Here is a 20,921-nt window from a genome sequence, read left to right as displayed (position 1 = left end):
GTGACGCTGGCGGTCGACGGCGGCGCGAGCACGACGCTGCCGCTGCCGTCCAGCGGCAGCTGGGACACCTGGGCCACCTCCAGCGCGCCGGTCCACCTGGCCGCAGGCAGGAACACCCTGCACCTCGTGCGCGGGGCGTCCGACCCCGGCAACGTCAACATCGACAGCCTGGCCGTCGGCTCGGTCGGCTCGGGCCTGCCCGCACCCGCCGCGACCCGCGGCGCGGACTGCTCCTACGGCACCGTCTGCGAGGCGGAGTCGGGCGGCCTGTCCGGCGGCTCGCGCGTGGCCAAGGACCACAACGACTACTCGGGCAGTGGCTTCGTCGCCGGGCTCGACGTCCGCGACGCCGCCACGACCGTCCACGTCGTCGGCGTACCGGCTGCGGGGACGTACGACCTGCAGGTGCGCTACGCCGCTGCCGCCGGCGCGACCGCGGCGAGCGTCACCACCGGCGCCGGCGCTGCCACCGCCCTCGCGCTGCCGGCGACGAGCAGCTGGGACAGCTGGCGGACCGTCAGCACGCCGGTGACGCTGCCGGCGGGTGACTCCGACGTCAGCCTCGCCTGCCCGGCGGACGGCGGCTGCGTCGCCAACGTCGACACCCTCGCAGTGACCGCGCAGGGCGCACCCCTGCTGGCGCCGCACGCCCCGCTCGGCGGCTACCGCCGCGCGCTCGACGGGTTCGACGGCGGTGCCTCGCACGGCAACCCGACGCTCACCCCGGGCCTGCTCTACCAGGACGGCTGGTCGCTGCTCGACGACACCGCGTCGGCGGTCTACGACCCGGCCAAGCGGGCGGTGACGCCGCGGGCACCCCACGCGGGCGGCTACCAGGACGGCTACGTCTTCGGCTACGGCCAGCAGTACGAGCAGGGCCTGCAGGACCTCGCGACCCTCACCGGTCCGTCGAAGCTGCTGCCCCGCTGGGCGTACGGCGTCTGGTTCTCGCAGTACCTCGACCGCACCGCGGCCGACTACCAGAAGCTCGTGCAGACGTTCCGCGACCAGGGCGTACCGCTGGACGTGCTCGTCATCGACACGGACTTCAAGGCGCTGAACGACTGGGACGGCTGGGAGATCGACAAGGCGAAGTTCCCCGACCCGCAGGCGTTCTTCGCCTGGGCGAAGTCGCAGGGGCTGAAGACCTCGCTCAACATCCACCCGAGCATCGCCTCGACCGACCCGCAGTTCCCGCAGGCGATGGCGACCGCGAAGGGCAAGCTCACCCAGCACACCAGCGGCTGCAACGGCGGTGCCTCCGTCTGCTACACCTTCGACTTCGGCGACCCGGACCAGCTGAAGGCCTTCATGCAGCTGCACGACCAGATGTCCCAGCAGGGCGCGGACTTCTGGTGGCTGGACTGGTGCTGCGACGCGAGCGAGAGCAACCTCGACGGCGTCACCGGCGACGCGTGGATCAACCAGCAGTACGCCGACTACACCACTCCGGACCTCGGCCGCGGCTTCGCCTTCTCGCGGGCCTTCGGCTCGCTGCAGGCGGGCGGCTACAGCAACCCGGTGCCGGTCCCGACCGGGCCGTGGGCCGACAAGCGCACGACCCTGCCGTTCACGGGTGACACCGCCTCCACGTGGGGCACCCTCGCGGCCGAGGTCGGCTTCACGTCCGGGGAGTCGGCGTCGACCGGCCTCTCCCCGATCAGCCACGACATCGGCGGCCACAACAGGGGTGAGCAGTACGGCATCCCCGGCTCGGACGTCGTCAACGGGCGGCGCACCACCAAGCTGCCCGACGACCTCTACGCCCGCTGGGTGCAGTTCGGCACCTTCCAGCCGATCGACCGGCTGCACAGCGACCACGGCGACCGGCTGCCCTGGCAGTACCCGGGTGCCGCGGGTGCGTCCGCGAGCAAGTTCCTGAACCTGCGCGAGGCGCTGGTGCCCTACACGTACACGCTGGCGCGGCAGGCCGAGGCGACCGGTGTCCCGGTCGTGCGGCCGACGTACCTCGAGTACCCGGGCGAGCAGGAGGCGTACGCGACGGCGGGTGGCGAGTACCTCTACGGCTCCGACGTCCTCGTCGCCCCGGTGACGACGCCGGGCACGACGGCGACCACGCACGTGTGGTTCCCGACGGGCAGCTCGTGGACGGACTGGTTCACCGGCAAGACCTACGCCGGCGGCACCAGCGCCGAGATCACCACCGGGCTCGACACGATGCCGGTGTTCGTCAAGGCCGGCGGGATCGTCACGACCCGTACGGCCGCGGTGACGAACGACGTGCAGAACCCGCTCACCGCCGTCACCCTCACGGTGGCGCCCGGTGCGCAGGGGACGACCACGCTGTTCGAGGACGACGGAACGACGACGGACCGCCGGCAGAGCGCGACGACGGAGATCCACTACGTCGAGAGCGCGCACAAGGGCACGCTGAAGGTCCGTGCTGCCAACGGGTCCTTCGCGGGACAGGTCGGGTCGCGCACGTGGACCGTGCGCTTCCTCGACGTGCCGCAGCCGCAGACCGTGACCATCGACGACGTGCCGGCTCCGGCCGGGTCGTGGAGCTGGGACGCGCAGACGCGCACGCTCAGTGTCACGGCACCCGCGCGGTCGACGAGCTCGGGGCTGGTGGTCGGCTACCGCTGAGGTCGCGTCGTGACTGACGCAGCATGAGGTACGTGGGGCGGGCCGTCTTCGGCCCGCCCACACGCATGCCTGGGTGTCCCCCGTCACCAGATGGTTCTCGTCACCAGCTGGTCCTGGTCACCAGATGGGGGTGGTGCTGCCGGGGTCGCGGTCGATGGTGTGCCGGGCCCGGATCGGTGGTCTTGCGTCGGGTGGTCTCAGTTGGTAGAGGCCGGGCCGGTCGGGGTCGGGTTCGACGGTCCAGCCGTCCTCGTGGGCGATGTGGTGATGTCGCTTGCAGAACAGCACGTAGCTGCTCACGTCGGAGAGCCCGCCCTGCGACCAGGGGATGACGTGGTGGGCTTCAAGGCGGATGCGGTCGCAGCCGGGGACGATGCACCCGTCGTCCCGCGCTTTGAGCGCTTTCAGTTGAGCGCTGGTCACGAACCGCTTGGCGCGGCCTTCGGCGAGGGGGACGCCGAGCCCGTCGGTGAGCAGCGGGGTGACGACCGCGTCGCAGGTGAGCAGCTCCAGAGTGGCCGGGCCGAGTGACCGGGTGAGCAGCGACGCGAGCGGGGAGCGGGCGGCCCACGCCGGGTCCTCCGACCGGATCGTCGCCACGTCGGCGATCAGCGTCAGCCGGGGGCGGGAGCCGTTGACCTCGGGGACGGTGTCGAGGTCGGCGACCATGCCGATGGCGTCGGCGAGCGCGTCGTGCCGGCGCTGCGCCGCCGTCCGGTCATCGGGCGCACCGTCCATGCCGGGCACAGGCGAGCTGAGCCCGGTGAGGACCTGCTCGAGCAGGTCCCCGACCTCGGGTGAGAGCAGGCCGGTGACGTGCCGCCACCCGTCGAGTGCGGTTGTCGTCGTGAACGAGCGCTGGGCGAGGCGGCGCTGCTCCCGCTCCGCCGCCGACTCCCCCACACCGGCCGCCTCCCCCGCGGCCTGCACCAGGCTAGTCAGGTCGTCCGGAGTGTTCTCGCGGGCGAAGTCCACGAGCGTCTTCTCCAGGCGCGGCAGCTCGTCCAGGGTGTCGGCGAGGTAGCCGACCACGGGCGCGATGCGGCGGACGTGCTGCCATGACACCTCGCCTCCGGCCAGTGCGTCCGCGGCGAGCGGCAGGGAGCGCAGGGCTCGCGCGACGCGTACCCGAGATCTGGCATCGGCTTCGCCCACGTGCGTGTGGTGCCACAGCCACGACGCGGTCGTCACCGCGAAGTCCGCCCGGTACGCCTGCCGCGAGTCGAACGCCTCCACCACCTTCGCGTCCGCCGCGTCCGAGCACAGCGCGCGTCGCGTGCAGCTCCTTCAGCAGCGGCCTGAGCTCCGCCGCGGGCACCGCCGCAAGGTCGAGCGCAGCGAGCTCGGCGAGGCAGGCGCGGGCCTGCTCCACCAGCTCCCTGCTACTCGAACGCAGGTTCGAAGTCTACCTCGCTAGGGGGCGGGAGGAAAGAAGAAGTTCCTGCCCTGCAGCACGGACTCCCAAGACGTGCATGATCACGACAGGGGATCGCGACCGACAGCCACGCGCACGAGATGTGCATGATCACGACAAGGGGTGTGCTCCCGCGCACCGGCGCCCACCCAGGATCTGCATGATCACGGCAAGGGGGATGCCCGCGCCGCCGTGAACCGGGTTAGTCTGCGGCCCCCGACGAGGTCGTCGACAGGAGGTGCCCATGCCCCGCTCTGCCGGGCCGGAGTTCGGCTCCGACGCGCTCATCGTGTGCGACAACCTCGTGCGCATCTACCAGACCGGCTCGGTCGAAGTGCAAGCTCTGCAGGGACTGGACCTGCTCGTCGACGCGGGCGAGATGGTCGCGATCGTCGGGGCGTCGGGCTCCGGGAAGTCGACGCTGCTCTCGCTGCTGGCGGGCATCGACGCGCCCACGGCGGGGCGCGCCCGCGTCGGCGACTGGGACCTCATGTCGATGACGCGCCGCCAGCGCGTCCACTACCGCCGGCACACCGTCGGGATCGTGCGGCAGCAGACGGCGCGCAACCTCGTCCCGTACCTCACCGCCGAGCAGATGGTCGACCTGCCGATGACGCTGGCCGGCGTACCGCGCCGCGAGCGGCGTACGCGCGCCGGAGAGCTGCTCGAGGCCGTCGGCGTCGCGCACTGCTTGGGACGCAGGCCCGCGCAGATGTCGGGCGGCGAGCAGATGCGCGTCGCGATCTGCGTCGGGATGGCCAACCGCCCGCAGGTGCTGCTGGCCGACGAGCCGACCGGGGAGCTCGACACGGGCACCTCGGCCGAGGTGTTCGGCGCGCTGCGGACCGCGAACGAGCAGCTCGGCGTGACCGTCGTCATCGTCACCCACGACCCGGACGTCAGCGGCCAGGTCGCCCGCACGGTCGCGATCCGGGCCGGGCGCACGAGCAGCGAGGTGTTGCGCCGCAGCACGACGGGGGCCGACGGCGAGCACGAGGTCGTCGCCGAGGAGTACGCGATCATGGACCGCGCCGGCCGCGTGCAGGTGCCGAAGGACTACCGCGAGGCGCTCGCGCTCACCCGCCGGGTGCGCCTGGCGCTGGAGACCGACCAGGTGGCGATCCGCCCGGACGTGCCGGCGTGACGACGACGCCAGGAGCGCTGGACGCGCCAGCTGCACCACCAGCACAGCCGATGGTCTCCGTCCGCGGCGTCCGCCGCAGCTTCGGCACGGGCGCCGCGACGGTGCACGCGCTGCAGGACGTGACGTTCGACGTCGCCGCCGGCACGATGGTCGCCCTCGTCGGCCGCTCGGGGTCGGGGAAGACCACCCTGCTCAACGTCGTCGGCGGCCTCGACAAGCCGGACGCCGGCAGCGTCGTCGTCGACGGCACCGAGGTCACGACCCTCGACGAGGACGGGCTGAGCCGGCTGCGCCGCGAGTCGGTCTCCTACGTCTTCCAGACCTTCGGGCTCATCCCGGTGCTCTCGGCTGCGGAGAACATCGGGGTCCCGCTGCGCATGGCGCGTACGCCGGTGGCCGAGCGCGAGCGCCGCGTCGCCCTGCTGCTCGACCTCGTCGGGCTCAGTGAGCACGCGGAGCAGCGGCCGGGGGAGCTCTCCGGCGGGCAGCAGCAGCGCGTGGCCGTCGCCCGCGCGCTGGCGGCCTCGCCGCGGCTGCTCGTCGCCGACGAGCCGACGGGGCAGCTCGACCCGGAGACCGGGCTGGAGATCATGGCCCTGCTGCGCGGCGTGGTCGAGTCCGAGGGGGTCACCGCGCTCGTGGCGACCCACGACCCCGTGATGATGGCGCTCGCCGACCGGGTCGTCCGCATCTCCGACGGCCGGACCACGGGCTAGTGCTCGCTCTGCTGGCGCCGCGGGCGCGGGTGCAGCTGCCCCTGCTCGCCGCCGTGCTCGCCGTCGTGACGATGGGCGCGACGCTGCTCGGGGTCAGCGCGCTGCTCCTCACCTCGACGCAGGAGCGCGCGCTCGACGTCGCCTTCGTCCGCGCGCCGGCGCACGACCGCGACGTGACGGCGATCGCGACCGGCGTGCACGGCCGTGACGTGACGGCGGTCGCCGCGGCCGAGGACGGCGTCGTGCGCTGGGCGCTGGCCCCCCTCGGCTCCAGCAGCGCGCGGCGCATGTCGACCTCCATGCGGCTGCTGGACGGGCCGACCGGCGTACGCCGCCTGGGCTACCTCTCCGCCCTCGACGCGCTGCCGGAGCACGCCGAGCTCACCTCCGGCCACTGGCCGCGGGCGGGCGGTGCCCCAGGAGCTGCCATCGAGGCCGTCGTCCCGCAGAGCACCGCACGGCTGCTCCACCTCGAGCCCGGCGCGCAGGTCGCGCTCGGCCGCGAGGTGGGCAGCGGCGACCCCGTGCCGCCGGTGACGGTGACGGTCGTCGGGACGTTCCGGCCGCGTCCCGACGCGGGCTGGGACCGCGACCTGCTGGTCGGCTCCGGCGCGGACCTGGCCTACCGCGACGGGTACAGCCAGGAGCTCTCCCGGGCCTACGGCCCCTTCGTCGTCGCGGTCCCCGACCTCGTCGCCAGCGGGTCCACGGTGGACCGGCTCGACGTCACGGCCTCGCCGCAGCTCGGCAGCGTCACCCGCACCCGGCTCGCGGCCGTCTCGGGCCGGCTGGCCGCAGCCGACGCCCGGCTCAGCGCCGTGCTCGGGCAGCGCCCCACCGCCGAGCGCGTGGCCTCCGAGCTGCCGCGGACGCTGGCCCTCGGCCGCACCCAGCAGGCCGCGACGCGGGCCGTCGTGCTCGTCGTGGTCCTGCTCGCGATCGCGCTCACCGCCGCGGCGCTCGGGCTCGGCGGCCGGCTGGTCGCAGCGCTCCGGCAGCAGGAGACCGAGCTGCTCGCCGGCCTGGGCGCGGGGCGCGGCCAGCTCGCCGCCGTGGCGGGCGCGGAGGCCGCGGCGCTCGCCGTCCTCGCTGCGCTGCTCGCCCTCCCCCTCTCCGCCCTGGTGCACGCCGGCCTCACCCACCTGCCCGTCCTCGCCGACGCGGGCCTCGCCGCCGGTCCGCGGACCGACCGCTCGCAGGTCCTCGCGGTGGTCGTGGGTGCTGTGGCGCTGGCAGCCGTCCTCGTCGTGCCGGCGCTGCGCCCCGACCGGGGGGAGCGTGCCGCGACCCGCTCGACCCTGCGCGGTGCGGCCGCGCGCTCCGGTGTCGACGTGCTGCTCCTCGCCCTCGCGCTGGTGGGGTGGGAGCAGCTGCGCGACCAGCCCACGACGGGGTCGGGCCGCACGGACGCCGTCCTGGTGCTCGCGCCGGCCCTCTGCCTCGTCGCCGGGGCGGTGCTCGTGCTGCGGCTGGTGCCCCCGCCGCTGCACGCGCTCGACCGGCTGGCCCGCCGGGCCCGCGGGCTGCTCCTCCCGCTCGCGGCGTTCGAGGCGGCCCGCCGCCCGCAGGCCGCCGCGGCCGCGCTGCTCCTCGCGCTGGCGGCCGCGGAGGGCACCTTCGGGCTGTCGTTCGGCGCGACCTGGCTGCGGGCGCAGCACGACCAGGCCGCCCTGCGCGTCGGCACCGACCTCTCCGCCACCGTCCTCCAGCCGCCGGACCCCGGCTCGGGGGCGGCCGTGCTCGCCGCCGCCGGCGGGACCGTCTCTCCCGTGACGGCCCGGCCCGTGATCGTCGGAGGATGGGCCGGCCAGCCGGGCGTCACGCCGCGGCTCGTCGCCGTGGACACCACGCGTGCCGGGGCGCTGCTCCGCGGTCGGCTCGACGCCGCCGGCGGCTGGGCGGCGGTCGGCCGGCGGCTGGCGCCCGACCGCCCCGTACGCGGCATCGCCCTGGACTCCGGCACCTCCACGCTCACCGGCAGCGCGGGCCCCGGCGTCGACCTCGTCGCCACCCCGTCGCTGCTCGTGCAGGACGCCCTCGGCGTGCGCGCGGCGGCCGAGGCCGCGCCCGTGCGCCTCGACGGGCGTCCGCACCCGGTCGTCCTGCGCGACCCGCTGCCCCCGGGACTGCACCTCGTCGGGGTCGACCTCATGGTCGACGCCGCCGACCCGTCCGCGCCCGTCCAGGTCCCGAGCAGCCTCGTCCACATCACCCTGCGGGTCTCCGGCAGCTCCCCGGCCGAGACGTGGGCGGCCGTCCCCGTGGGCGGCGAGGGCGCGCTGCTGAGCTCGCCGGACGTGTCGCGCAGCGGCAGCACGCTCAGCGCCGACGCGGCGGTGGCGGTGCCCGGCCTGCCGTACGGCACGGCGGAGCTCCTGCTCACGGCGTTCCCGCGCCCGACGACCGTGCCGGTCGCCCTGTCGCGCAGGCTCGCGGACGGCACCGGCACGCAGGTCGGGTCGGGGCTGACCGTCACGGTGGGCACGACCGCCGTGACCGTGCGCGTCGCCGCCGTCGTCCCCGACGTGCCCTCCCAGCCGGGCGGCGTCACGCTGCTCGCGGACGCCGACCTGCTCTCCCGCTCCCTGCTGAGCGCCGGCGACCTCACGCCCGCGGTGGACGCCTGGTGGATCGGGTCCCCCACCCAGGACGGCGCGGCGCAGCGGCTGCGCGCGCTCGCCACCGGCGAGGTGAGCAGCCGCCCCGAGGTGGACACGGGCCTGGTCCGGGGACCGCTGCGCATCGAGCTGCCGGCGGCGCTGGGGATGCTGCTCGCGGCCGCGGCGCTGCTCGCGCTCGCCGGCACCGCGCTGCACGTCACCTCTGACCTGCAGGACCGCGCGGTCGAGGTCGCCCGGCTGCGCGGGCTGGGGCTCCCGCGCCGCACCGTGCTCGCCGGGCTGCTGCTCCAGCACGGGGCCGTCCTCGCGCTGCTCGTCGCGCTCGGGGCGGTCGTCGGCGCCGTCTCCTCGTGGGCCGTGGCGCCGCGGCTCGTCCGCTCGGACGTCGGCGGGGCACCCGTCCCCGGGGTGCTCCGGCAGTGGCCGTGGCTGGCAGAGGTCGGCCTGCTCGCCGCGCTCCTCCTGGGCTGCCTGGCCGTGACGGCGGCGGTCGTCGCGGTCCAGGTCCGCCGGGCGGACAGCGCCCACCTGCGGGTGGCGTCATGAGCCCGCGCCAGCTCCTCGGCGTGCACCTGCCCAGCGTGGTCGGCCGCGCCCGCGCCGACCGCGGGCCGCTGGTCCTCGCCGGCACCGTCGTGGCCCTCGGCACGGTGCTCGCCGCGGCCCTGCCGCCCGCGGTATCGCGCGCCGCGGACTCGGCCGTCAGCGACGTCGTCGCCCGCGCGGGCACGGCCGCCGACCTGGTGCTCACCGCGCCGTTCCCGCCGGACGCGCCGGGCGACCCCAAGCAGCGGGACCCCGACTCCTCGACCTCCGTGCAGTCGACGGTCTACCAGGCGCGGGCCGCGCTGCCGGCCGACCTCGCCGCCGCGCTGCAGCCGCCGCTCGCGAGCGTGACCAGCGTCGACCTGCCCGTGTCCGGCACCGTGCCCGGGCGGGTCCTGCAGCTCGCCTACGTCACCGGCGGCAGCGGCGCGCGCGTGACGTGGACCGCCGGCCGGGCGCCCGGAGCCTCCACCGCCCGGCCCACCCAGCTCGTCCAGCCGGACTCCGGGCCGTGGCCGGTGCAGGTCGGGCTCTCGGAGCAGGCGGCCGCTGCGCTCGGCGTGGGCCCGGGGGACCGCGTGCCGGCGCGCGACCCCCAGAAGCAGGACCTCGACATCCGCGTCAGCGGCATCTACCGCCCCGTCGACCCCACCGACCGGGCGTGGCAGTCGGCACCGGACCTGCTGCGCCCCCAGGAGTTCGTCGGGCAGCAGGTCACCCGCACCGCCATCGGGGCCCTGCTGTCGGCGGACTCGCTGGCCGACGCGCGGATCGCGCTCGACGCGGACTACCTCGTCCGGGCTGTGTCGTTCAGCCCGTCCCCGAGCCGGCTCGACCGCGGCAACGCGAAGGTGCTCGCCGGCGTCGTCGTCCGCGTCGAGGCCAGCTCCGGCGCGGCGGTCGAGGGGGACCCGACGTGGCGCAGCAGCCTCGACGCCGTCCTCCGCGACGCCCGCCGGCGGGTCGCGACCGCCACCGCGCAGGCCGAGGTGCTCCTCGTCGGCCTCGTCACCACCACCGCGCTCGCGCTCCTGCTCGCCGCCGAGCAGCTGGTCCGCCGGCGGGCGGCGGCGCTCGGCGACGTCCGGGTCCGCGGGGCCGGCCTCCCCGGGCTCGGGGGCGAGCTGCTCGCCGAGTCGCTGCTCGTCACCGCGCTCGGGGGCGCGGCCGGGCTGCTCGCCGCGTACGCCGTGGGGCCCCACCCGTCGCTGACCTGGCCGCTGCCCCTGCTCGGCGTCGCCGCGCTCGCCCCGCCCGCGCTCGGCGTCCTCGCCGCGGCTCGGGCCACCGGCGGTCGGCGCTCCCCCGCGAACCGCTCCGCCCGCCGCACGGTCGCACGCACCGCGGCGCTGCGGCGCGCGGCGCTCGAGGGGGGCGTCCTCCTCGCCGCGCTCGGCGCCCTCGTCGCGCTGCACCAGCGCGGCGTCGTCCCGAGCGACCCGGACTCCGGCACCGCCGTCCTGCTCCCCGCGCTCGCCCCGACGCTCGCCGCCGCCACCGCGGCCCTCGTGCTGCTCCGCCTGCTGCCGCTCGCCGCGCGGCTGGTCGTGGCGCGACTGCGCCGCGGGCGGCGCAGCACCGCGTACCTCGTCGCGGCGCGGACCGCGACGACCGTCGCGCGGCCGCTGCCCTTCCTCGTCGTCACCGTCTCGAGCGCGCTGGCCGCGCTCGCGCTCTGCCTGTCGGCGACCCAGAGCACCGGGCAGGCCGACGGCGCCTGGCGCTCGGTCGGCGCCGACGCCGTGCTGCACACGGAGCCCGGCCCGCAGGTCGCGGCGCTGGCCCGGCGGGCGGCCGGCACGGAGGGCGTGCGGCTCGCCGTACCCGCCCGGGTCGCCGACGTGTCCCTCGTCGGGCGGGTGAGCACCGGGAGCGCCCGGCTCGTCGTCGTCGACGCGGCCGCGTTCCAGCGGCTGCTCGCGACCACGCCGCTCACCGACGCGCCGCAGCTCGCCCGGCTGCGGGCCCCCGGCCAGGGCGGGGTCCCCGCCCTGCTGCGGACCTCCGACCCCGCGCTGCTCCGCGGCACCCTCGCGCTGCCGTGGGGGGACGGCCGTGTCCCGCTGCGCGTCGTGGGCGGCGCTCCGCCCCTCGGTGACGGCGGGCCGCTGGTGGTGGTCGACGCCGCGGCGTTCGCCGCCGCCGGTGCGGACGCCCCTCCCGACACGGTCTGGGCGACCGGACCGGCGGCAGGGCGGGTGCTGCGCGCGCTGGCGGGAGCCGACGGGGCCGTCACCGTCCGGACCACGCTGCTGCACGAGCGGCAGACCAGCCCGCTGCCGCTCGCGCTGCTCCGCCTCGCCCGGCTCACCGCGCTCGCGATGCTGCTGCTCGCGCTGCTCGCGCTCGTCCTCGGCTCCGCCGCCAGCGCGCGCGAGCGCGGGGACACGCTCGCCCGGCTCCGCACGCTCGGGCTGCGGTCCCGGGAGGCCCGACGGATGGTCGCGGGCGAGCTGCTCCCGCCGCTCGCCCTCGGCGCCCTCGGCGGACTGGCGCTGGGAGTCGTGCTCGCGCGGGCGGCTCCCGGCCCGTACGCGCTGCACCTGCTGACCGCGCAGCCCCAGGACCCCGCGCCCGTCGTGCCGTGGACGACCGCCGCACCCCTGCTCGTCGTGGTGGTCGGCGTCGCCGGGGTCGTCGCGGTCGAGTCGTCCCTCCGCCGCCGGCAGCGGCTCGGTCAGGTGCTGCGCGTCGGGGCTCAGTGAGCCCGTCCGGCCCAACCTCCGGGCCGTGGTCGTGTCTCCTAGGAGGACAGGCCGGAGCGACCGGTCGTCAGGAAGGACGTCCCGTGGTGCGCACCTCGTCGATGGCTGCCCTGCTCGCCGTGGGCGCCGCGGGCCTGCTCGCGCCCACCGCCTCCGCCGCCGAGGCCCCCTCGGTGGCGGTCGCGCCCGCCGAGGCCCTCGCCGCCCTCCAGGCCGCGGCCGTCGCGAGTGCCGGGGCCGCGCAAGGCGGCTGGGCCCTCCACGAGGAGGGGCAGGGCGACGACGGGGACTTCACCGAGGACCTCGTGGTGGACCCGGTGCACGGGCGGTCCCACGACACGAGCACGAACGACGGCGAGCTCCACGCCGAGACCATCGAGGTGACCGGCCGCGGGAGCTACCTCAGCGCGGCCAGCCTCGGGCGCAGGGGCGCGCCGGCGCTCCGGCTGCTGGGCAAGCCGCACGCATGGGTGCTGCTGTCGGGCATGCACAAGGCGGACGGCCTCGACCCCGTCCAGGAACTGGCCCCGGACGCCTCGCTCGACTCCATCGGCCAGGGCGTCGACGAGCAGGTGACCGCTGCCCGGCGGGTGGACGGGTCGGACGGCACCCGCATGTGGACGCTGACGAGCGTGGTGACGGAGGAGGGCACGATGACGACCACTGTGGTCCTCGACGCCTCCGGCGCGGTCCGGGCCGTCGTCTCGTCGTTCCCGGACGGCGGCTCGAAGACCGACACGTGGAGCTACGGACCGCAGACGGTTGCCGTGCCGGCGCGCGCCGACGTCGTGCGGGAGCGCGACGTCCAGCGAGCCGATGAGGCCCTGAACCTGCCGACCACCGTCCCACAGCTGGCCGTGGTCGTCGCTCGAGCGGCCAACGCGTCGGCGGGCACCCACCACCGCAAGGTCAGGGCCGCCGACATCGCGGCCGGAATCGTCGCCGCCCAGAAGGTCCAGGCGCTCGACGTGCTCAAGGTCAGCCTGCGGCGGACGAGCACCGGGGCACGGCTGGTCGGGCTGAACCCGTTCACCGGGAAGCGGACGGTGGCGGTCGTCCGCATCACCCGCGGACGGGCCGTCACCGGCTGACGCTGCCTCAGGACGCGCGCGCCACCACGGCTGCCACGGGGTTGCCCCCCGGCGGGCCCATGTGCGAGTTGCGCTCGCCGCCCGAGACGAAGCACATCGGCTTCCCCGTCACCGAGACGACGAGGGTGCCGCCGACGGCCTTCGCCACGTGGTGCGCCTCGTGGTCGTCGAGCACCGTGAGATGGGCGCCGTCGAGCGAGGGATCGCCTGGCAGCACGAACTTAGCGAACACCTGCACGATGCGCTCGCGGTCGGAGTCGCTGGGGCAGCAGTCGAACTCGAGTCCGGCGGTGCGCAGCGCCGTGAGGATCCCCGACGTGTCAGCGAGGTTCTGCGTGATCCCGTGACCGACCCGGCCGTCGGAGAGCGCATCCGGCCGGTTCGCGAGGATGAGCACCTCGCCCCGCCGCTTCTCGCCGCCCGCCGACGTCGCAGCGACCTCGCTGAACAGCGAGAAGTCCTTGCGGATGACGTCGTTCGTCACCGCGTCGCGCGGGACCTCGCCGAGCGCGACGGCCACACCCAGGGCGGCGCCGTCGTTCGACCAGCACATCGAGCCCATCGGCCCGATGCCCGGGTCGAGCGTGACGACGTCGTGCCCGCGGGCGGCGGCGTCGGCGATCCCCGCGGTCGAGAGGGCTGGGCCCTTCGCCATGACCAGGTGGACGTCGGCGGCGGAGGTGACGCCCGCGGAGGCCATCGCGCGGCGTACGGCGTCCGCCACCTTGTCGACCTGGGCGACCCGGCCGATCTCCTCGGGCAGGATCTCCTCGGTGTGCGCGCGGCCGACCACCAGCCCGCCGCCGTCGGAGGCGACCGGCGCTTCCGCGACCTCGACCCACTCCTGCGTGACGATCGTCGCGTGCGGGCTGATGACCCCGGGCGAGCCACCGGAGACGATCATGCTGACCTCGTCCGCGACCGTCGCGGCGTCGACGCCCCGGGCGTCGGCGACCGCCTGGCGCAGCGACACCTCGGCGAACAGCCGTCCGTAGTCGTTGGGCAGGCCCGACCCCTCGCTCTTCGCGACGACCGCGACGACGGAGGCGGGGTCCAGCGCGGCGAGGGCCTTCTCGACCGCGGAGACGTCGTTGGGCGTCCGCATGGGGCAGACGGTCAGGGTGGCGCGGGGCACGAGCACGGGGAGCTCCTTCAGGACGCGGGCGGAGGCGGCAGCAGCGGTCCCACCGCAGCGGTGAGGACGCGGGCGGCGGCGAGCAGGACGGGTTCGGCGTACGGCCGGGCGACGAGCTGGACGGAGACGGGCAGCCCGTCCTCGGAGAGGCCGACGGGGACGGAGAGGCTCGGCAGCCCCGGGAGCGTGACGGCGCGGCAGAGGGCCATGAGGTCGAAGCCCGCGAGGCGCTGGCCCTCGACCTCCACGGGCACCCCACGGCGGAAGGCCGGCACCGGGGCGACGGGGCAGACGAGCAGGTCCAGCCCCGGCTCGTCACCGGCACCGAGCGCGGCGAGGATGCGCTGGCGGGGCTCCGCCGCCGCGGCCCAGGCCTCGGCGTACGCGCTGCGCAAGGGCTGCGGACGCGCCAGCGCGAGCTGCAGCTCGGGGCCGAGCAGGTGCTCCCGGCCGGACACCCAGCGGCGCAGGTCGTCGAGCCCGTCCGCGTCGCGGACCGCGTTGTACGCCGCGTGAGCGCCGTCCAGCAGCCCGGGGCGGTGCTCGACCTCGGCACCGGCGGAGCCCAGCAGGGCGACCGCGCGGGCGACGAGCACGGCGACGTCACGGCGTACGGGCGTCGAGTCCTCGCGCGCCACCCAGCCGACCCGCAGGCCCTCGACGCCGGGCCCGGGAGGGACGACCGGCGCAGCTGCCCGCACCGCGGGGTCCCAACCGTCGGGCCCGGCCAGGACGTCGAGCGCGAGCGCGAGGTCGTCGACCGTCCGCGCCAGCGGGCCGACGACCTGCAGCGCGCCCTGCAGGCTCCACGGGTCAGGCAGCCGGCGACCGCCCGGACCAGGGAGGCCCGGCAGCTGCCCGGTCCCGGGGACGAGCCCGACCGTCGGCCGCACGGCGAGGATGCCGACGCAGGCCGCGGGCCAGCGCAGCGAGCCGCCGTAGTCGGTGCCGAGGCCCACCGCGCTCATGCCGCTCGCGACGGCGGCGGCCTCGCCACCGCTCGAGCCTCCTGGGGTGAGCCCCTCACCCCAAGGGCTGCCAGTCGCACCGGACACGGGCGAGACCGTGTCGACGCCGAACGCGAGCTCGGGGCAGGCGGTCTTGCCGAGCAGCAGGGCGCCGGCGGCGCGCATCCGCTGCACCGCGGTGGCGTCCGGGGTCGGCTCGGGAGGGGCGGCCAGGCTGCCGGCGCGGGCGACGGGGTCGCTGGTGGCGAGGACGTCCTTGGCCGTGAACGGCACGCCGTGCAGCGGCCCGACCGGCTCCCCGGCGTCGAGGCGCAGCTGGGCGTCGCGCGCCTCCGCGCGGACGGCCTCGGCGCGTACGGCGACGAACGCGTGCAGCACGCCATCCGTCTCGTCGATGCGCGCGAGGTGGTCCTCGACGACCTGCGGCACGGTCACCTCCCGCTCGCGCACGAGGCGGGCCAGCTCGACGGCCGGCAGACCGGCGAGCGCGCTCACGGCAGGAGGGCGGCGAGCTCGCCCGCCCCGTAGACGACCGCGACGAGGCCGAGGAACGCCGCGACGACCGTACGCAGCCGCCGCTCGGACGCCCGGAGCGCGAGCGCGGACCCGATCCGGGCACCGGGCACGACCCCGACGGTGAGGAGCAGCGCCACGGTCCAGTCGATGTCGCCGACCAGGCCGTGCGTGATCGTGCTCGGCACCGCGAGCAGGCCCACGCAGGCGAGCGAGGTCGCAACCGCGCGGTGCAGGGTCATGCCGAGCAGCTCGGTCAGCGCGGGCACGAGCACCACGCCACCGCCGAGGCCGAGCAGCCCCGAGAGCAGGCCCGCACCCACGCCCGAGGCGGTCGCGGCGACGGCGGGGCTCGAGATCCTGCTGCGTACCAGCGTGTCCCCGGGCGCGGTCGGCCGAGCAGGGCGCGGCGTCGCGAGGCGCAGCGCCATCCAGCCGAGCACGAGCGCGGTCAGGACCATCAGCCAGTGGCCGCCGCCGGGCAGCGCGTGCGAGAGCAGCGAGCCGGCGACCGCCGCGACCGTCCCGGAGGGCACGATCCGCACGACGGCAGCCCAGTCGACGAGCCCCGCGCGGCTGTAGCGCAAAGTTCCCACGACCGCGCTCGGGATGACCGACGGCAGCGTCGTTCCCACGGCCAGCAGGGGCGCGACCCCGAGCGCGCGGATCGCCGGCGTCGACAGCGCAGCGCCGCCGACCCCGAACGCCGCGGACAGCGCTCCGGACGCGACACCCGTCGCGAGGAACCCGACGTCCAGCAGCGGTCCGCTCACCGGCCGAGCCGTTGCAGGGCGGCGGACTCCAGCGCGGACAGCGCGGCGTAGCAGACGACCGAGACGGCGGTCAGCACCGCGACACCCGCCCACAGCGCGAGGAAGTCGCCGTTGATGGTGGCGACGGCGAGCATCTGCCCGAGCCCGGACCCGGTCGCCAGCAGCTCGGCCAGCACCGCGCCGAGCAGGGCGCCCGGCACCGCGATCCGCGCGCTGGTCGCGAGAGCCGGTACGGCGTAGACGAAGCGCACGGTGAGCAGCCCGCGGACGGTCCCCACGGCGTACGCGTGGAGCAGGTCCGTCGCCGGCTTCGGCACGGCGCGCAGCGCACCGACGACGTTGACGAGCGTCGGCACCAGCGTGATCGCGCCGGCGAGGACCGTGACCCCGAGCAGGCCGCGGCCGAACACCAGCGCCACCAGCGGTGTCATGGCCACCAGCGGCACCGAGCGGAGCGCCAGCACGACCGGCAGGAACATCCCCTCGACCAGCGGGCTCGTGAGGAAGACGGCGGCGAGCAGCACCGCGACGAGGGTCCCCGCGGCGTACCCGACACCGGCGTCGCGCAGGGTCGTGCCGAGGTTGCTGAGCACGAGGTGACGGTGGGACGCCGCGTCCGTGCCGGAGGTGAGGTAGCCCCACACGTCGCCCGGCGTCTTCGCGATGTACGGGTCGAGCCCCGTCCCGCGCACGAGCAGCTCCCAGGCGAGCAGGACGACGAGGACCGCGGCGACGGCCTTGGCGAGCGCGAGGAGCGAGGAACCCTTGCTCCTGGCGGCCTTCGGGGTGGCCGCCAGGTCGGTGACGGTCACCTCGAACGACAGCAGGCGGGCGAGCCGGCTGGTGCCGAGGTAGACCACCGTCGAGAGACCGGTGGCGAGCAGCGCGACCGCCCAGGTGCGCGAGACCTGCAGGGACTGCTGGGCCTGCACCATGACGACGCCGAGGCCGCGGTCACCCCCGAGGTACTCGCCGATCATCGCGCCCAGCAGGGCGGCGGGAGCCGCGAGGCTCAGCGCGGTCGCCGTCGCGGGGACGGCGGAGCGCAGCCGCACCCGCAGCAGCGCGAAGACCCGCGAGCCGCCCGACACGTGGACGAGGTCGAGCGCGGTCTGCGGCGTCGACGCCAACCCGAGCAGGACACCCAGCAGCGTCAGGAAGAACACCGACAGCGCCGACATGATGACCTTCGTCGTGTCGGCACTGAGCAGCACGATGAGCAGCGGGCCGATGGCGATCGTCGGCGTGCAGTACGTCGCCACTGCGAGCCGCGTGAGCAGCGACTGCAACGGCGGCACGAGCACGCAGACGACCGCGAGCAGGAAGGCGACGAGGTTGCCCCAGACGTAGCCGCGCAGGCCCTCCCACGCGGTCGTGCGCAGCGAGGCGCCGTAGAACCGGTCCTGCACGAGCGTGCGCACCACGTCGAAGGGCGGCGGCACGACGTGCCGGCCGCTGGCGAGGGCGGCCGCGACCTGCCAGAGCACGAGCAGGAGCACGACACCGAGGACCGGCGCGAACGCCTTGTTGCGCAACGGGTTCGTCAGCCGCACGGATCCGCGCTCGGCGGCGAGGACCGTCACGGCGCCACCACCGGCTGCGCCGCCTCCGAGAAGAGCAGCTCGGAGAGCCGGTCGGTGTACGCGTGGAACGCGGGGTCCCGCAGCATCTCCGGCGTACGCGGCCGCGGCAGGTCGATCGACACGGTCTCGAGGACCCGGCCCGGGCGGGGTGCCATCACCGCGACCGTGTCGGACAGGAACACCGCCTCCGAGACCGAGTGCGTCACCAGCAGCGTGGTCGTCACGCGCTCGGACCAGATGCGCAGCAGCTCGAGGTTCAGCCGCTGGCGGGTCATCTCGTCGAGCGCCCCGAACGGCTCGTCCAGCAGGAGGACCTGCGGGCTGTGCACCAGCGAGCGCGCGATCGCGACGCGCTGGCGCATGCCGCCGGAGAGCTGCGCGGGCTTGGCCTTCTCGAAGCCGCGCAGACCCACCAGCGCGATGAGGTCGTTGAGCTCGCCGGTCGGCAGCGAGCGCCCCGCTGCCTGCAGCGGGAGCCGCAGGTTGTCGACCACCGTGCGCCACGGCAGCAGCGCCGAGTCCTGGAACGCGATGCCGAGGTGGTGGGCCCGGCGGGCCACGCCCGGCTCCTCCCCGTGGACGAGCACGGTCCCCCGGCTCGCCTGCTCCAGGTCGGCGAGGATCCGCAGCATCGTCGACTTGCCGCAGCCGCTGGGCCCGAGCAGCGACACGAAGCCGCCCCTGGGCACGGCGAGGTCGACGTCGGAGAGCGCGGTGACGCTGCCCCGGCGTACGGCGTACTCCTTGGAGACCCCGCGGACCGTGATGCCCTCGCCGCCCCGGACGGCCTGGTCCGGGAGCTCGATGGTGCTGACTGGCATGGTTCCTCCTCGGCTGCGCCCCGGCCTCAGGCCGCGGTCGCCCCGCCCTTGTAGACGTCCTTGAGCACGTCGTTCGAGAAGAGGCCGGGCGACGCGGTGACCCCGCCCAGCGCGAGGGACTTGATGGTGCTCGCGATGTCCTCGTCGGTCATCCAGAACAGCCCGTGGGCCTTCGTCGTGTCGCTGACGACGAGGTCGTTCTGCGCCTTCATGTCGAGGACCTGCTGCTGCATGTCGAGCTTGAGGTCCTTGCCGTACTTCGTCACCGCCAGCGTCGCCGCCTGCTGCGGGTCGGCGACGGCGTCCTGCCAGCCCTTGGCCTCCGCGGTCATCAGCGCCACGATCTGCTTGCGCTTCGTGGGATCGGCGAGGTCGGCCGTCTTCGCGATGTACAGGTCCTCGAGCAGGGGGTAGCCGAAGTCGTTGAGCAGCATGCTGTGCGTCTTGATGCCCTTGACCTCGAGCACGATCGGCTCGTTGGTGTAGAACGCGACCAGGCCGTCGATCTCCTTGCTGGCGAGCGGGGTCGGGTCGAACTGCACGGTCACCACGTGGATCTTCGACGCGTCGATCTTGTTGGCCTTGAGGAACGCCTGCCAGACCGGCACGTTCGTCGCCGAGACGCCGATCTTCTTGCCGATCATGTCCTCGGGCTTGGTGATCGGGTTCGATGCGAGCGACAGCACGCAGAAGGGGTTCTTCTGGAAGCCGGCCCCGATGCAGGTGAGCTTCGCGCCGTTGGACACGGCCTTGGCCAGCTCGGCGGTGTGGGTGATGCCGACGAGCGCCTTGCCGCTCGCGACGACCGGCTCGACCGCGAGGTTCGGGCCGCCCGCGATGAGGTCGACGTCGAGGCCGCCGGCGGCGTAGTAGCCCTTCTCCTCGGCGAAGAAGCTTCCGGCGAACTGCACGTTCTTGAGGTAGGCCAGCTGGATCGCGGCCTTCGTCGTGCCCGACGCGCCGCCGGCGGCGGCGCTCGCGCCACCGGTCGCCGGGGTCGAGGAGCTGGTGGCCTCCTTGTCGCTGGAGCCGCAGGCGCTCAGCAGCCCGCCGCCCAGCAGGGTGGCCGCGCCGGCGCCGAACAGGCGGAGGGCGCTGCGCCGGCTGAGCGTGGTGGGGGTCTCGGACATGTCGGGATCTCCTCGGTGTTCGGGTGGTCAGCTGGAGGCGCGGACGACGAGGGCCAGGGGGCCGCCCCCCGGCGGTCCCTGGTTCTCGGCACCGCCTGAGACGTACAGGCAGGGGTCGCCGACGAGGCCGGCGAGCAGGCCGCCCACCGCCGCACGGGCGTGGCGGGTGGAGTGGAGGTCGGAGTCGGTGAGCATCGTGTGGCGGCGGCCACGCACGAGGCCGTCGGGCGCCGCCTCCGCCTTGGCGAAGGCGTGCACGACCTCCGCGCCCTCGCCGGCGGGCCCGGCACCGAGCTCGGCGAGCAGGGACAGCACCGCGCCCGCGTCGATGGCGTCGTGCAGGACGGTGTGCGCCATGCGCAGCGGACCGCCAGCCGGGTCGCTGCCCAGGACCAGCACCTGGCAGTCGGCGATCTCCGCGCCGGAGCTGCACGAGGCGACGCCCGACCAGGCGTCCCAGCCACCGGCCGCGAGCGCGGCGTCGACCTCCTCGCCCGTCCGCTCCCCCAGGGCCAGCGCGACCCCCAGGGCAGCCGCTGAGCGCGAGCGGGCCATCGACTCGTAGGTGTCGGTCGTGACCGGCTCCGTGCCGGCAGCGCGGCACGCGGCGACGTCCTCGGAGGTCAGCAGCGGGCACTTCACCAGCACCAGGTGGACGTCCTGCGGGCGGAGGCCCGCGTCCGCGACCGCCTCGCCGACCGTACGGGCCACGGCGTCGACCTGCGGGCGGCGGCCCAGCACCGCCTTCGGGATCGGCGGGGTGGACGCCGACGCGCCGCGCAGGCCCGTACGCCACGGTGCGCGCACGACCAGCGTCGCGTGCGGGCTCAGCACGCCCTCGGTCCCGCCCGACATGACGGTGACCGCGGCGGCGGGCAGGACGTCGTGCCAGGCCCGCGCGCCGAGGGTGCGGCTGAAGTCGTTGACGCAGCCGTTGCCCTCGGTCTTGGCCGCGACGGCGATGACGTCGTCGACGCCGAGGCCCTCGGCGGCGAGCAGCTTCAGCGCATCGACGTCGTCCGGGCCCGCGGTGGCGGCCTTGACCAGGAGCACGGCGCTCATGAGCGCATGTCCTGGTTCGTCCGACGATCCTCGTCCCGCTCGTCGAGCGAGCGGCTGTCGTTGCGGAAGAACTCGGCGAGGGAGGTTCCGAT

Annotated in this window: 14 protein-coding genes; 6 read left to right on the top strand and 8 right to left on the bottom strand. The window is 75.5% G+C overall.

The annotated features are described in order from the left end of the window. The gene (locus EV189_RS04750) at positions 1 to 2,607 is read left to right on the top strand and encodes a TIM-barrel domain-containing protein (RefSeq protein WP_130491742.1); all 2,607 of its coding nucleotides are present in this window, start codon (positions 1 to 3) and stop codon (positions 2,605 to 2,607) included. 117 nt (positions 2,608 to 2,724) lie between these two features. On the opposite strand, the gene EV189_RS04745 is transcribed toward EV189_RS04750, so the two are convergent. Next, positions 2,725 to 3,873 carry an HNH endonuclease signature motif containing protein gene (locus EV189_RS04745; RefSeq protein WP_130491741.1) on the bottom strand — a complete coding sequence of 383 codons (1,149 nt, stop codon included), beginning with the start codon at positions 3,871 to 3,873 and terminating at the stop codon, positions 2,725 to 2,727. A gap of 392 nt (positions 3,874 to 4,265) precedes the next feature. Here EV189_RS04745 and EV189_RS04740 point away from each other — a divergent pair, with 392 nt between their 5' ends. The 5 genes from EV189_RS04740 to EV189_RS04720 all read left to right on the top strand — a co-directional run bounded on the left by EV189_RS04740 (position 4,266) and on the right by EV189_RS04720 (position 12,844). Then, positions 4,266 to 5,165, top strand: a complete 900-nt coding sequence (locus tag EV189_RS04740; protein WP_130491740.1) for an ABC transporter ATP-binding protein — start codon at positions 4,266 to 4,268, stop codon at positions 5,163 to 5,165. A 50-nt stretch (positions 5,166 to 5,215) separates the two neighbouring features. Further along, the gene (locus tag EV189_RS04735; protein WP_130491958.1) at positions 5,216 to 5,881 is read left to right on the top strand and encodes an ABC transporter ATP-binding protein; all 666 of its coding nucleotides are present in this window, start codon (positions 5,216 to 5,218) and stop codon (positions 5,879 to 5,881) included. Continuing rightward, positions 5,881 to 9,048: an FtsX-like permease family protein gene (locus tag EV189_RS04730; protein ID WP_130491739.1), complete on the top strand. Its 3,168-nt coding sequence runs from the start codon at positions 5,881 to 5,883 to the stop codon at positions 9,046 to 9,048. The genes EV189_RS04735 and EV189_RS04730 overlap by 1 nt, the downstream gene beginning before the upstream one ends. Next, complete coding sequence (locus tag EV189_RS04725) at positions 9,045 to 11,753, top strand: FtsX-like permease family protein (protein WP_130491738.1); 2,709 nt, start codon at positions 9,045 to 9,047, stop codon at positions 11,751 to 11,753. Before EV189_RS04730 ends, EV189_RS04725 begins: the two co-directional genes overlap by 4 nt. Before the next feature lie 83 nt (positions 11,754 to 11,836). Then, entirely contained in the window at positions 11,837 to 12,844 is a 1,008-nt protein-coding gene (locus tag EV189_RS04720) for a hypothetical protein (RefSeq protein ID WP_130491737.1), read from the top strand. Between the two features lie 7 nt (positions 12,845 to 12,851). On the opposite strand, the gene EV189_RS04715 is transcribed toward EV189_RS04720, so the two are convergent. Genes EV189_RS04715 through atzD form a run of 7 tightly spaced genes read right to left on the bottom strand, consistent with a single transcriptional unit; the run spans position 12,852 to position 20,829 of the window. Then, complete coding sequence (locus EV189_RS04715) at positions 12,852 to 13,985, bottom strand: ring-opening amidohydrolase (protein ID WP_130491736.1); 1,134 nt, start codon at positions 13,983 to 13,985, stop codon at positions 12,852 to 12,854. Positions 13,986 to 13,996: 11 nt separating this feature from the next. Continuing rightward, a complete protein-coding gene (locus EV189_RS04710) occupies positions 13,997 to 15,442 on the bottom strand; it encodes an amidase (RefSeq protein ID WP_130491735.1) in 1,446 nt (481 codons plus the stop codon). After that, positions 15,439 to 16,233, bottom strand: coding sequence for a sulfite exporter TauE/SafE family protein (locus tag EV189_RS04705; RefSeq protein ID WP_165400129.1), 795 nt, complete (start codon positions 16,231 to 16,233; stop codon positions 15,439 to 15,441). Before EV189_RS04705 ends, EV189_RS04710 begins: the two co-directional genes overlap by 4 nt. After that, positions 16,230 to 17,816 (bottom strand): ABC transporter permease, encoded by a 1,587-nt coding sequence (locus EV189_RS04700; RefSeq protein WP_130491733.1) that lies wholly within the window; start codon positions 17,814 to 17,816, stop codon positions 16,230 to 16,232. Before EV189_RS04700 ends, EV189_RS04705 begins: the two co-directional genes overlap by 4 nt. After that, positions 17,813 to 18,637: an ABC transporter ATP-binding protein gene (locus EV189_RS04695; protein WP_130491732.1), complete on the bottom strand. Its 825-nt coding sequence runs from the start codon at positions 18,635 to 18,637 to the stop codon at positions 17,813 to 17,815. Before EV189_RS04695 ends, EV189_RS04700 begins: the two co-directional genes overlap by 4 nt. A gap of 26 nt (positions 18,638 to 18,663) precedes the next feature. After that, positions 18,664 to 19,767 (bottom strand): ABC transporter substrate-binding protein, encoded by a 1,104-nt coding sequence (locus tag EV189_RS04690; RefSeq protein WP_130491731.1) that lies wholly within the window; start codon positions 19,765 to 19,767, stop codon positions 18,664 to 18,666. Between the two features lie 27 nt (positions 19,768 to 19,794). Beyond that, on the bottom strand, positions 19,795 to 20,829 hold the full coding sequence (gene atzD, locus EV189_RS04685; RefSeq protein ID WP_130491730.1) for a cyanuric acid amidohydrolase: 1,035 nt from the start codon (positions 20,827 to 20,829) through the stop codon (positions 19,795 to 19,797). Positions 20,830 to 20,921 lie beyond the last annotated feature (92 nt).

It is taken from the genome of Motilibacter rhizosphaerae, assembly GCF_004216915.1.
Taxonomy (GTDB): domain Bacteria; phylum Actinomycetota; class Actinomycetes; order Motilibacterales; family Motilibacteraceae; genus Motilibacter; species Motilibacter rhizosphaerae.
The sequence above is the reverse complement of the archived record's forward strand: the minus strand, read 5'-3'. Positions and strand labels throughout refer to the sequence as shown.